This is a genomic window from Granulosicoccus sp. 3-233, assembly GCF_052681095.1.
The window spans coordinates 150,265-163,384 of the sequence record NZ_JBQYLE010000001.1 but is presented as its reverse complement, the minus strand read 5'-3'; the positions used below and the strand labels follow the sequence as shown (position 1 = coordinate 163,384).

The 13,120-nt window shown below is 58.8% G+C and carries 13 protein-coding genes; 11 read left to right on the top strand and 2 right to left on the bottom strand.

Annotated features, from left to right (window positions below):
• Positions 1 to 21 precede the first annotated feature (21 nt).
• A complete protein-coding gene (gene mgtE / locus ACUNV4_RS00740; protein ID WP_430876565.1) occupies positions 22 to 1,368 on the top strand; it encodes a magnesium transporter in 1,347 nt (448 codons plus the stop codon).
• A gap of 122 nt (positions 1,369 to 1,490) precedes the next feature.
• Here the strand turns inward: mgtE and ACUNV4_RS00735 are convergent, their stop codons facing one another.
• Positions 1,491 to 1,787, bottom strand: coding sequence for a DUF3391 domain-containing protein (locus ACUNV4_RS00735; RefSeq protein WP_430876564.1), 297 nt, complete (start codon positions 1,785 to 1,787; stop codon positions 1,491 to 1,493).
• A gap of 704 nt (positions 1,788 to 2,491) precedes the next feature.
• Between ACUNV4_RS00735 and ACUNV4_RS00730 the strand changes: the two genes are divergently transcribed.
• The 6 genes from ACUNV4_RS00730 (at position 2,492) to ACUNV4_RS00705 (ending at position 8,545) form a co-directional block, all read left to right on the top strand.
• A complete protein-coding gene (locus tag ACUNV4_RS00730; protein WP_430876563.1) occupies positions 2,492 to 4,660 on the top strand; it encodes an adenosylcobalamin-dependent ribonucleoside-diphosphate reductase in 2,169 nt (722 codons plus the stop codon).
• Between the two features lie 14 nt (positions 4,661 to 4,674).
• Entirely contained in the window at positions 4,675 to 5,403 is a 729-nt protein-coding gene (locus tag ACUNV4_RS00725) for a TSCPD domain-containing protein (protein ID WP_430876562.1), read from the top strand.
• Between the two features lie 93 nt (positions 5,404 to 5,496).
• The gene (locus ACUNV4_RS00720; RefSeq protein WP_430876561.1) at positions 5,497 to 5,748 is read left to right on the top strand and encodes a hypothetical protein; all 252 of its coding nucleotides are present in this window, start codon (positions 5,497 to 5,499) and stop codon (positions 5,746 to 5,748) included.
• A complete protein-coding gene (locus tag ACUNV4_RS00715) occupies positions 5,745 to 6,038 on the top strand; it encodes a hypothetical protein (RefSeq protein ID WP_430876560.1) in 294 nt (97 codons plus the stop codon). Before ACUNV4_RS00720 ends, ACUNV4_RS00715 begins: the two co-directional genes overlap by 4 nt.
• On the top strand, positions 6,035 to 6,313 hold the full coding sequence (locus ACUNV4_RS00710) for a peptidylprolyl isomerase (protein ID WP_430876559.1): 279 nt from the start codon (positions 6,035 to 6,037) through the stop codon (positions 6,311 to 6,313). The genes ACUNV4_RS00715 and ACUNV4_RS00710 overlap by 4 nt, the downstream gene beginning before the upstream one ends.
• A gap of 366 nt (positions 6,314 to 6,679) precedes the next feature.
• Positions 6,680 to 8,545 carry a putative bifunctional diguanylate cyclase/phosphodiesterase gene (locus ACUNV4_RS00705; RefSeq protein ID WP_430876558.1) on the top strand — a complete coding sequence of 622 codons (1,866 nt, stop codon included), beginning with the start codon at positions 6,680 to 6,682 and terminating at the stop codon, positions 8,543 to 8,545.
• 24 nt (positions 8,546 to 8,569) lie between these two features.
• On the opposite strand, the gene dinB is transcribed toward ACUNV4_RS00705, so the two are convergent.
• Positions 8,570 to 9,817 (bottom strand): DNA polymerase IV, encoded by a 1,248-nt coding sequence (gene dinB, locus ACUNV4_RS00700; protein ID WP_430876557.1) that lies wholly within the window; start codon positions 9,815 to 9,817, stop codon positions 8,570 to 8,572.
• Between the two features lie 156 nt (positions 9,818 to 9,973).
• On the opposite strand from dinB, the gene minC reads away from it, so the two are divergent.
• The 4 genes from minC (at position 9,974) to ACUNV4_RS00680 (ending at position 12,727) form a co-directional block, all read left to right on the top strand.
• Positions 9,974 to 10,744, top strand: coding sequence for a septum site-determining protein MinC (minC, locus tag ACUNV4_RS00695; RefSeq protein WP_430876556.1), 771 nt, complete (start codon positions 9,974 to 9,976; stop codon positions 10,742 to 10,744).
• Positions 10,745 to 10,769: 25 nt separating this feature from the next.
• Positions 10,770 to 11,579: a septum site-determining protein MinD gene (minD, locus tag ACUNV4_RS00690; protein WP_430876555.1), complete on the top strand. Its 810-nt coding sequence runs from the start codon at positions 10,770 to 10,772 to the stop codon at positions 11,577 to 11,579.
• A 6-nt stretch (positions 11,580 to 11,585) separates the two neighbouring features.
• Positions 11,586 to 11,915: a cell division topological specificity factor MinE gene (minE, locus tag ACUNV4_RS00685; protein ID WP_430876554.1), complete on the top strand. Its 330-nt coding sequence runs from the start codon at positions 11,586 to 11,588 to the stop codon at positions 11,913 to 11,915.
• A gap of 194 nt (positions 11,916 to 12,109) precedes the next feature.
• Positions 12,110 to 12,727 (top strand): chemotaxis protein CheB, encoded by a 618-nt coding sequence (locus tag ACUNV4_RS00680; RefSeq protein WP_430876553.1) that lies wholly within the window; start codon positions 12,110 to 12,112, stop codon positions 12,725 to 12,727.
• Positions 12,728 to 13,120 lie beyond the last annotated feature (393 nt).

Sequence of the window (13,120 nt, the reverse complement as noted above, 5' to 3'; positions counted from 1 at the left end):
GATCGGACAGGACAGCCACTGATGGAACCTGAAGTCGAACAGCAGCAGCAGTCCAGCACGCTGGCTGAAAACATCAGCGAAGGCTCCGTCTCGGCCGCTCGCAAGATCATGCTGGCCATGCACCCGGCCGAGATCGCCGATGCCCTGGAATCACTGCCACCGGTACGTCGTCGCCTGCTGTGGGATGTCATCGATCCCGAGCTGGAAGGTGAAATCCTCATGGAAGTGGGCGATGAGGTTCGCGAGAGCCTGGTTCGCGACATGGACATGGACGAGCTGGTGGCGGCGACCGAGCAGCTGGATCTTGACGATCTGGCCGACTTTGTCCAGTCGCTGCCCGAACAGCTCACCTCCGAGATGCTGGCCGGCATGGGCCGTCAGGATCGTGAGCGCCTCGACCAGGTACTGGCCTACCCGGAGGACAGCGCCGGCGGCCTGATGAACCTGGACGTGATCACGGTGCGCGGTGATGTGACCCTGGATGTGGTGCTGCGCTATCTGCGGCGTCGTGGGTCCATGCCGCGCCAGACAGACCGACTCTGGGTGACCGACCGCTATGGCCGTTACCTGGGTGAGCTGTCACTGCGACTGTTGCTGACCAACAGCAGTGACACCCTGGTCAGCGATATCTCGCTGCGCAAGATCGAACCCCTGCACGTACTGACCACCCAGCGTGAAGTCGCCCGGGTGTTCGAGGATTTCGATCTGGTCTCGGCACCGGTGGTGGATGACAACAACCGACTCATCGGTCGTGTCACGATCGATGACGTGGTTGACGTCATTCGTGAAGAGGCCGAGCAGACCGTACTGAGCATGGCAGGTCTGAATCAGGAAGACGATATCTTCGCGCCGATCTTTCGCAGTACCCGCAAGCGCGCGCTGTGGCTGGGCGTGAACCTGCTGACGGCACTGCTGGCCTCCTGGGTCATCGCCCAGTTCGAAGGCACCCTGGAGCGCATCGTCACCCTGGCGGTGTTGATGAGTGTGGTGCCGAGCATGGGCGGTATCGCCGGCAGCCAGACGCTGACCCTGGTCATTCGCGGCCAGGCGCTCAACCAGATCAACAAGAGCAATCTGCGAGACCTGCTGACGCGCGAGGTCGCCATCGGCCTGCTCAACGGGGTGTTGTGGGCACTGATCATTGCCGGACTGGTGTGGCTGTGGTTCGGCGACCGGCAGATCGGCATGATCATCGGTGCCGCACTGGTCGTGAACCTGGTAACGGCAGCCTATGCCGGGGCCATGCTGCCGATGCTGATGCGCCGGCTCGGTATCGACCCGGCGCTGGCCGGTGGTGTTGCCCTGACCACGGTCACCGACGTGGTCGGACTGGTGGCCTTTCTGGGGCTGGCGACGCTGATACTGTAGGCTCGGGCATCTGGCGCATTCGAGCGCCAATCACCCTTGATCATGCGGCGGGCGACAGGACTGGCCCTATGCATCGAGAATCTTCCGCTGCAAGCCCGCCTGCCCTGTCGGCCTGAGCGCCCTCAGTGATCGCGAACCACCGACACATGACGTCGGGTACCAACCCAGGACACCCGGGCCAGCTTCTCTGTCTGGACGAAGGCGTACTCACAGGACTCGCGAACCTTTTCCAGGGTTTCCGGGGAGTCGATCTCGAAGCCCTGGAACATGAAACTGGTATCCGTCCAGGGGCGATCCAGTTCGTTGACGTACATGCCGATTTGCAGCTGCGAGCGGTGGACCCAGCGGGACTCCTTGACGATACGAGTGAAGGCGCGATGAGTGGCTCGGCCGGCTGAAGTCTGATTCGAATGTCTCATGTTCTGCTCCCGTGTCAGGCTGTTGCCCGATCTCGTTGTGGGGATACCGTTGTCGTACCGGTGTTGGCAGGAAAGATAATCTGCCGGAAGCCTCTCCGCCACTGTCTTGACAAGAGTTCGTGTGGCGTTTCACGCTTCCGCCTGCGTTGTTCCATGCACTGTGATGCAGCCAACAGACGAGAGCGTTGAGCGCCATTTCATTGGCGCAATCGATCCGTGAATCGACGGTTTCGCGAGCTGCGCGTAACCTGCAACAGCTGGCATTCCGTCAGCAGCAGGTTAGCTGACGGTATTCCGTCAATGCCCATGAATCACTGGCATGAATTGAACTATATTGCATATTTTGACGGTGTCATGCGGGTTCCCGGGAGTTGTCCACAGCTTGTCAACCGCTTTGTCCCCAAAATTCGCCGCTCAACCACAAGATGTAGTGGCGTGAATCCCGGGCAACCCCAGATATAGTGGTTTTCGACGTTGACCGGGCTGCACAGCGGCGATACACTGCGCCGCCCCCGCACTGATGTATCCGGCAACGTGCTGCCGACAGATTGACAGCGGGCATTACAAGCACTACATGTTGCGTATGGACACGCTTCAGCACACTATATATTGTGTGACACAGGGAATCCGAGTGACTACAGATTACATTGCCTGAGCCCCGCACAAGCACGGGCCTGGCACCGACAAGGAGATTCCGAACGCCCATGAGCACAGTTGACGTCCTGGCAATGAAAGACACCCCTGCAAAGCCGGCCCTGGCTCGTTTGCCGCTGCAGGAAACTTCCGTGGATATCTGGGACAAGAAATACCGTCTCAAGACCAAGGAAGGCCAGAATGTCGACGAAACCGTCATCGACACCTTCAAGCGCGTGGCACGCGCGCTGGCCGATGTCGAAACCTCCGAGGAAAACCGCAAGCACTGGTACGGCGAGTTCCTGTGGGCGCTGGAGCAGGGAGCCATTCCGGCGGGCCGCATCACTTCCAACGCCGGCGCTCTGGCCCACAAGCCGGCGACCTCCACCATCAATTGCACGGTCAGCGGCACCATCGTCGACTCCATGGACGACATCCTCGGCAAGGTGCATGAAGCGGGTCTGACACTCAAGGCCGGGTGTGGCATCGGCTACGACTTCTCGACACTGCGACCTCGCGGCGCCTATGTCTCCGGTGCCGGTGCCTACACCTCCGGTCCGCTGTCCTTCATGGATATCTTCGACAAGATGTGCTTTACCGTGTCCTCTGCCGGTGGTCGCCGTGGTGCACAGATGGGCACCTTCGATGTACGCCACCCCGACGTACTCGAATTCATCAAGGCCAAACGCGAAGATGCTCGCCTGCGGCAGTTCAATCTGTCGTTGCTGATCACCGAGGATTTCATTCAGGCCGTCAAGGCCGACGAGCCCTGGCAGCTGGCCTTCCCCATCCGCCAGAAGGAACTGGACGATGGCGATATCCAGCTCGATGATCCCGATCAGATCGTGTGGCGTGACTGGCCCTCGCATGAGGATGTGGTCGCCAACGAAGAAGGCCTGGTGGCCTGCCGTATCTACAAGACCATGCCGGCCCGTCGTCTGTGGGACCTCATCATGGCCTCCACCTACGATTTTGCCGAGCCCGGTTTCATCCTGATCGACAAGGTCAACGAGATGAACAACAACTGGTTCGACGAATCCATCCGCGCCACCAACCCCTGCGGCGAGCAGCCCCTGCCACCCTACGGTGCCTGCCTGCTCGGATCGATCAACCTGACGCGATTCGTGCTCGACCCCTTCACCGACAAGGCTCGCTTCGACTGGGAACGCTACAATCGTACCGTCGAGATCTTCACCCGCATGCTCGACAATGTCGTCGAGATCAACGGCCTGCCACTGGAACAGCAACGCCGCGAGATCCAGCGCAAGCGTCGCCACGGCATGGGCTATCTGGGGCTGGGCTCCTGCATGACATTGATGGGCATGAAGTACGGCAGCCCGGAATCACTGGCGTTCACCGAAAAGGTGACTCGAGAACTGGCTGTCACCGGCTGGCGCACGGCACTGGAGCTGTCCAGGGAAAAGGGTCCGGCTCCGATCATGGACGAGCTCTTTACCGTCACTGGCGAGATGCTGCGCAAGCGTCCCGAAATGAAGGATGATGGCTATGCAGTGGGCGACCAGCTGCCGGGGCGCATTCTGCATGCCCGCTACAGCCGCTACATGCAACGCATTGCCGAGGTTGATCCGCAACTGGTCGAGGCACTGGCCGATCACGGCGCACGCTTCACGCATCACAGCTCCATAGCCCCCACCGGCACCATCTCCCTGTCACTGGCCAACAATGCCAGTAATGGCATCGAGCCCAGTTTTGCCCACCACTATGCGCGCAACGTGATCCGTGAAGGCCGCAAGAGCAAGGAGAAGGTCGATGTCTTCTCGTTCGAGTTGCTGGCCTATCAGGCACTGGTCAATGACAAGGCCATGCCGTACAGCGACGAGGCCGAGGCACAACTGCCCGACTATTTCATGTCGGCCGATGACATCACACCGAAGGATCACGTCTCGGTGCAGGCCGCCTCACAGCGCTGGATCGATTCGTCCATTTCCAAGACCGCCAATGTACCCACCGATTTCCCGTTCGACGATTTCAAGGACATCTACATGTACGCCTACGATCAGGGTCTGAAGGGATGTACCACCTTCCGTTTCAACCCCGAGAACTTCCAGGGCGTGCTGGTCAAGGAGAACGATCTGGAGAATACCGAATACCAGTTCACCCTCGAAGACGGTTCTGTCGTGACAGCCAAGGGCAACGAGCAGATCGAATATGACGGGGAAATGCACACCGCCGCCAACCTGTACGATGCCTTGAAAGAAGGCTATTACGGCAAGTTCTAAAGGAATCGACCTGAATGAAGATCAACAAGAAAATCGTCGGCTATGCGGTTGCCAAGCCAGCCGACAGCGGTGAGAAAACTGTACAGGACACAAAGTCCGCCGAGGCATCAAAGACGGATGGGCATCTGGCCGATGTCATCCAGATGCACGAAACCCTTGCCCGCCCACAGAAGCTGATCGGCTCGACGTACAAGCTGAAGACACCCGAACACGTGTCGGCGCATGCCATGTACATCACGATCAACGACATCGTGCTCAATGAAGGTACCGAGCACGAGATGCGGCGTCCGTTCGAAGTGTTCATCAACTCGAAGAACCTCGAACACTACCAGTGGATCGTCGCCCTGACATTGATCATGTCTGCCGTCTTCCGCAAGGGTGGCGATATCACCTTTCTGGTGGAAGAGCTGCGTTCGGTCTTCGATCCGCGTGGTGGCTACTGGAACAAGGGCAAGTACATGCCGTCCATCATCGCCGAGATAGGTGAGGTGATCGAACATCACCTGATCGATATCGGCATGCTCAAGAGCAACGAGCCCGATGAAGTTCAGGCAAGACTGATCGAGGAGAAGAAAGCCGAATTGCGGGCAGAACAGCAGAGCACTGCCGATTCAGCCAACGATTCTGCCGAGGAGCCCTGGATGGCCAATGCCACGCTGTGCAGCAAATGCAACAACAAGGCGGTCGTCCTGCGTGACGGTTGTCAGACTTGCATGAACTGTGGAGATTCCAAGTGCGGCTAGATCTTGAGGTACAATAGCCGCCTCTTTTCGCGAGTCAGAGAACGCTGGCAACAGCTTTCAAGACCCGTTTTCCCGACGAATGCGAAGATACCCATGTCAACAATCAAATGCAGAAGTTGCCAGTCGCCGATGATCCTCGATCGCTGCGAATCCAGTGAACATGCGATCACTTGCTGGCACCAGTGTCCGGTCTGCAAACAGGTGCGTATGACCAGCGATCCGAAAGTCGGAAAAGCCTCGCTGTCCATGTCGACCCGCAAGGATGATGACAGCGGATACTCCGCCGAGCCGGACATGTTCCAGCCCGAGTCCAACCATGGCTTTGCCGCTTACCTGATGACATGAGTGAACTACAACTTTCCGCCAAGCTTGTCGGTGACATCCAGAACCTGCTGCAGGAACACGATCCGGCTGCAGGCGACCCGGGTGTCACCTCTCAGTACCTGTGCGCGGTAGTCGGTTTTCTGCTGGGTCAGCAGGACATGCCGGCCGGACAGAAGGATGAAGTGCTGGATCAGCTGGCCGCGTTCATGAAACACGTATCGGATGATGTCGAGAGCCAGAAACAACGGGCTGCGGCACCTCCTCCTCCTCCCACACAAGAAGCCTTCGGCATCTGGAAACCTTCAAAATGACTCAAGCAACAGCACGCCATATCCTCGTTGACAGCGAAGAGAAGTGCCAGACCCTGATTGACGACATCAAGGGCGGCGCCGATTTCGCGGCAGTCGCCAGAGAACACTCAAGCTGCCCTTCCAAGCGTGACGGTGGCAACCTGGGCACTTTCGGCAAGGGCCAGATGGTTCCCGAATTCGAAACAGCCTGCTTCGAAGGCGAAGTCGGTGAAGTACAGGGCCCCATCAAGACGCAGTTCGGCTTCCACGCCGTCGAAGTCACTGCTCGCAGCTAGATCGCCGTTCGCCGTGTGGCAACCAGAGCCGGTTGCCGCACGGCCCGAGTACCGCCTGCCCCCGGTGTCGTCTCCCGGGCTGTGCCACCGATACCGGCCCACATCCGCCCCGCAGTGCCCCGCTATCCAGCGAATAGCCCCCCGGCTTCTAACCGTAACCAAACACGCTACACGACAGACGAATTCGTCGATCTCTCGCGTTTCTGCTATTTTACGTGACGCGGGTCTAAGTTTTCTCCCTTGTAAGGTGAAACCTTCCGCTCCTGTTACAGGGATTTACGCGCAGTAAAGAGGCAAGGCAGCACTCGCGCAGAATGGGACAGACACTCGTGTCACTTATGAGCGTGAGGGCAGATCGACCATCCGATGAGTTCATTGACCCAAGCTGACGGATTGCCGGGAGATTGGAAGACAGCGTGGCCATGGTCGGATGAGGGCATCATCGGCCCGGCCGTTCGCGTCTCCACGGACATGATCTCGTGGGCCATCAATGCCATGCCCCAACTGCTGCGCGAGTCTCCCTGGTTGAGCGGTGCCTGCGTGCTGACGCTCATCCTGACCGCAGAGGCCATCCGCCGATACCGAGCCCGCAGCCCTCAGGCTCGTCAACAGCTGGTCCAGAACACGCTGGACGCCCTGCCCGACGCCGTTGCCCTGTTCAACGCCGACGGTCGGCTGACGGCCGTCAACCGCAAGCTCTCCGGACTGATGCCCCTGGGCATCGAACCGGCACAGTTTCCCGACATCGGCACCACCGAACTCTATGCACAGATTTCTCCCGACAACGAAGCGGTGGCGCGCGCCCATCAGCGAGCCCTGGATTCCGCTCCCGGTCTCGACTCCACCCTGACCTTCGAACTGCCCAGTTACGGTCGACGCTCACTCCTGATCCGAGAGCGCAATACCAGTGACGGCGGCAAGAGCATTTCCGTGTATGGCTCCAACCATCTGATCAACCAGCGCCTTGAGGACCCACTGACCTGTCTGGCCAACCGGACTCGCCTGGTACACGAGCTGAGCAGGCTTTGCAGCCGTACACGCAGCCAGTTGTCGCTGATCATCGTCGACCTGCGCAGTTTTCGGCAGATCAATGATACCTATGGCCGCTGCGCCGGCGACGAACTGCTCAGGCAGACGGCCTGCTGTCTGCAACAGGCAATGCCGGCAGATGCCCTGATTGCCCGTACCGCAGGTGATGAATTCGCGATTCTGCTGGAGGCCGATCACGATCATGGAACCATCGAAGCCACGCTGGCCGAATTGCTGCAGACCCTGCGCAGCGGCTTGAATGTCAACGCCATGAACGTCCCGGTCAGAGCCAGCATCGGCATCGCCTACGCCCCCGAGCATGGCAATACCGTGTCGACACTGCTCAAGTCCGCCGACAGTGCCTGCGCCCATGCCAAGTACCTGAAAGGCAATTCCATCGTGGTCTACAACTCGGCGCAACAGCAGCAGGCAAAGCGTCGCCATCAGCTGGAAATCGGCTTGCAGCAGGCCATCGAACGCGATGAACTCGCCTTGCAATATCAGCCGCAGATCGATATTCGCAGCAAGATGACCTGCGGCATGGAAGCCCTGCTGCGCTGGCACAGCAGTGAATTCGGTCGCGTACCTCCCGACGACTTCATTCCGGTGGCCGAGGAGACCGGCATCATCCATCGGCTCGGAGAATGGGTGCTGAACCGTGCCGTGGCCGACTATCAACGACTTTCCCATTACGGCATGTCCCCCTCCATGCTGTCGGTGAATCTGTCACGCAAACAGTTCGAGGGCAGCCATATCGTGCCGCAGATCGATCGACTGCTGAGCCAGACCGGCTTCGACCCCGACAGACTCTGTCTGGAGATCACCGAAACCGCTCTGGCCCGAGACACACAGCGCCTGCAACGGCAATTGCTGGAACTCACCTCGATGGGTGTCCACCTTGCCATTGACGATTTCGGTGTCGGCTATTCCTCCTTGCTGGAGTTGCGCGATTATCCCATCAGTGAAGTCAAGATCGATCGCGCGTTCGTCGCCAATATCGCCAGCGATGCCCACAGCCAGGACATCGTCGCGGCCATCGTCGACATCTCGCGCAGTATCGGTGCCGAGGTTGTCGCGGAAGGCATCGAGAACCAGCAGCAGTTCGACATGGTGGATCAGCTCGGTTGTGACAGGGCACAAGGCTACTTCCTGTGCGAACCGATGGCGGCAACCACCTTTCCGGATGTCGTGCTTGGCCACTAGGCGTGTCGCCGACAGCCCACCGACTCAATCATCCGGCCACTGCATCTCCAGCTGTACCGGCCTTTCCTCACCAGCGGCAATCAGGCCACTGAAAGCCACCCCGAGCAAGCGCACTCCCGTATGCCGCGCAGGCCTGGACCCGCTGTCGGAGTTACGTCCGTGCGCCTGCGCCGCCCCGCGATCCGAGGTCTGTCGCAGACTCAAGGCTCGATCCAGCAGGAATGGCAGAGCCCGCAAGGAAGAGGCCGCATCGAGCACCCCCTGTGACAGGGAATGGGCACGTGTATAGGTGGAGAAATCGGCAAACCGCACCTTGACCGTGATGGTCCGACCTGCCAGCTCTCTCTCCTGCATCTGAACGTGCAATTCCTCGCACAGCCCACCGAGAATCTCCAGCATGCCTGCCCTGTCATGCAGATTGTCGGCAAAGGTTCTCTCCGAACCGATGGACTTGCGGGTACGACTGACCCTGACCGGCCGATGATCGATACCGCGCGCCACCCGGTAGAAATAGCTGCTGCTCTTGCCGAATTCGCGTGCCAGTTCCTCTTCACTCCACTGCCGCAGATCGGCCCCGGTCAGGATCCCGAGGTCGTGCATGCGAGCCTCGGTGACCTTGCCGACACCGTGAAAGCGGCCAACCTCGAGGCTGGCAACAAAGCTCTCACCCTGCTCCGGCAGAATGCAGAACAGACCATCCGGCTTGCGGTAATCCGATGCAATCTTGGCCAGGAACTTGTTGTAGCTGACGCCTGCGGAGGCCACCAGACCGGTCCTCTCCCGAATCAGGGCCTTGATCTCGCGCGCCAGGCGATAGGCAGAGCCACCGAACAGGGTGTTGTTCGTCACGTCCAGATAGGCTTCATCCAGAGACAGAGGCTCGATCACCTCGGTGAACTCGCGAAATATCGCCTGAATCTGTTGCGATACCTGCTTGTAGGCCTGAAAACGCGGCTTGACGAACACGGCATCCGGGCAGCGCCGCCCGGCCTCGGCGCTGGGCATGGCCGAGTGCACCCCGAACACGCGTGCCTCGTAACTGCAGGCAGCCACCACGCCACGACCATTGGGACGCCCTCCGACAATCACCGGCAACCCGCGCAAGGCCGGATCATCGCGCTGTTCGACCGACGCGTAGAAGGCATCCATGTCGACATGGATGATCTTGCGCAATGCGGGAGCGTCAGCGTTCGCCCCCGCTGCACCGTTCTCCACGCTGCCATCGGCTGACATTCCGCTACCCGTCTTTTTACCCGTCGAATTGGACGACATGGTCATGTCATGTGCGTAATTGCTTTAGAATCGGACCTGTGGAAAGACTCGATCCCCTTGCCGGCTGCGTGGCAATACAGCAGAGGCGGCAGCAGGGAAATTTCCGAGTTCAACAATCTGCTGTGTCTTGCAGCCTTTACAACACGGAGCTGAATTGTGTCGAGCACTATCGGAGTCGAACTGAAAGGTGGAATGTACACCTTCATGTCGCTCAAGCTCCACACCAATGACATGGCAGTCATTGATGAAAAGCTCGCTGACAAGGTGCTGCAGGCCCCCGGTTTTTTCAAGGATACGCCCGTCGTCATCGACCTCAGTGTACTTGAAGAACAGGCGGTGAGCATCGACGGCAAGGCACTGCTGGAGTGCGTTCGCCGTCACAAACTGGTCCCCATTGTCGCCAGCATCGGTGATCGCGCTTCCGAACTGGCCAGGTCGATCTCGCTACCGCTGATCGAAAGCGGTGCACGCCGTAGCGCCCTGGCCCCGCAAGAGTCTTCACAAAGCGCTGATTCCGCTGGCGAAGAAGCGCCAAGTAACACTCAGAACCCCGTTCCGGATGTGGACTTGTCCGTATCGCGGGAGGTAGAGTATGTGGTCAAAGCTCCCCTGCTGATAGACAAGCCGGTCAGATCCGGACAGCAGATTTATGCCAGAGACACTGACCTGATCGTCATGGGTCAGGTAGGTCCGGGGGCCGAGATCATTGCAGACAACAATATCCATATCTATGGCCCGCTGAGAGGCAGGGCCTTGTGCGGAGTGTCAGGGAACGCATCGACACGAATTTTCTGTCAATCGCTGGAAGCGGAACTGGTATCGGTCGCGGGCAACTATCGCATGCTCGAGACCATTCCGGAAGAATTGCGCGGCAAACCTGCGCAGATATGGCTCGATAAAGACAGGCTCACGATAGAGCCGCTCTAATGCAGACATTTTTGGGAGTTGGAGCTTGACCAAGACAATCGTCGTAACTTCAGGCAAGGGTGGGGTCGGCAAGACCACAACCAGTGCATCCATAGCCACGGGCCTGGCCAAACGTGGTTTCAAGACCGTCGTCATCGATTTCGATGTCGGCCTGCGTAATCTCGACCTCGTCATGGGCTGCGAGCGACGCGTCGTCTATGACCTCGTGAACCTGGTCAACCAGGAGGCCAGCCTCCATCAGACCCTGATCAAGGACAAGCGCATCGAGAATCTCTACATTCTCCCTGCGTCGCAAACGCGCGACAAGGATGCCCTGACCATCGAAGGCATCGCGCGCGTCATGCACAAGCTCAAGAAGAGTGACTTCGACTACATCATCTGCGACTCCCCGGCCGGTATCGAGAAAGGCGCCAAGATGGCCCTGTATTTTGCCGATGAAGCCATCGTCACCACCAACCCGGAAGTCTCCTCCGTCCGGGACTCCGATCGCATCCTGGGTATCCTGCAGAGCGAATCCAAGCGTTCCAAGATGAACGAGGAGCCGGTCAAGGAGCACCTGCTGATCACACGCTACAACCCAACCCGAGTCAAGGACGGGCAAATGCTCAGCGTCGACGACATCGTTGATCTGCTGGCCATTCCCTTGCTCGGCATCATCCCTGAATCCCCGTCTGTGCTGGATTGTTCGAACGCAGGGAAGCCCGTCATCCTCGACGACGAGAGCGAAGCCGGACAGGCTTATTCCGATGCCATCGATCGGCTGCTCGGCGAGGCCAAGCCACATCGCTTCATGGAAGCCCCGAAGAAAGGGTTTCTCGCGCGCTTATTCGGGTAGATTGACATGGGAATCTTCAGTTTTTTCAAGACCGGCAAAGAGGACCAGTCGGCCAGGGTGGCCAAAGACCGCCTGCAGGTTCTGATTGCTCACGAACGCACCGGACGCAATGGCCCTGACTACCTGCCCATGCTGAAGCAGGATATTCTGGACGTCATCAAGAAATACGTGGCAGTCGGTGATGACGCATTATCGGTACAGCTGGAATCACAGGACAATTGTGACGTGCTCGAGCTGAACATCACCTTGCCGGAAGATTCGGCATCGGATGAAGAACCTTCCGAGAGTGCCAGACGTCGTGCCATGGAACGTCGCCAGGAAGCCAACGCAACCTGAGTTCGAGAATACGCCTGATGGCCGTCGCGAACTGCGCGACACCATCAGGCCTGTAGTGCAGACGGACTCGGGCGCCGGGCCGCCTGGGAATTCGTTCACGGTCTTCTTCCCGGGGACTGCGGGTTTTCCTGCTCCCCCGATGAAACCGACCACCACGGGGCCACGCATGTGCTGGCCGGTACTCGGATGATTGCATGACGATGAAATACGTGGTGATCGGTGGTTCCTGGGGCTCACTGGACCCCATCATTGAAATCGTGTCGTCGCTGCATCCTGCCATTGACGCAGCGTTTCTGATTGTGCGTCATATCTCGCCGAACGCCCCTTCCCTGCTTCCGGGAATTCTGCAGTCTCACTCGGCTCTTCCGGTCGTTGATGCCGAAGACGGGGCGAAAATCCTGGCCGGCACCATTCATATCGCTCCAGCAGGCATGACCACCGAAGTCATGCGCGACTCGCAAGGCATCAACCGTTTTCGTCTTGGCCCTATCGAACCCGGCCAGAAGCCCACCCCCAGTATCAACGACTCCCTGAATTCCGGCGCGCAGCTTTTCGATCAGGATTGCATTGCCGTGATCCTCAGTGGCTACCTCGATGATGGTACCGAGGGCGCCCAGACCCTCGCCTCTCATCATGGCTTCACCATTGTTCAATCGCCGAGTGATGCCGACGCGGACTCGATGCCCTGGAACGTGATTCATCGTGACTCGCCTGACTTCATCCTGCGCGCTGGCCAGATCGGAGATATTCTCGGAGAACTCTGCAGAAGCCCTGTGTCGGGTGATTTTGCACGCGTTCTGCAAACCGGCTGAATCACTCGACCTGCCTGCGTGTGGTCGCCGGATCCGCTGCTTGCCTGCGGTCTCGGCAGCAGTACTTGCTCACGAGATCGGCTCACGACGGTAGAACAAGCCCGACCAGGACCCGTGACGATCCGTTGCAATTCGGAAAGTCGACCTGCTGTTTTAGCCGCACTGATTAGCCGGAACCTTGCTGAAATCGCATTATTCGTCATTTGCTGACGACTTGCTGACGCGGTGGCAACAATCATTGTTGCAAAAAAACCACGCAATGAAATTTCTCGGTTATTCTTCGCATTCTTGCTGGTCAAGTGTTGTTTCTGTTCTACACTAACAGTCAAGCGGCGCCACTGCTTCTGTCACTGCCTTGCAAAAACGCAAACTGTTGTTGCATTATTCAGACAC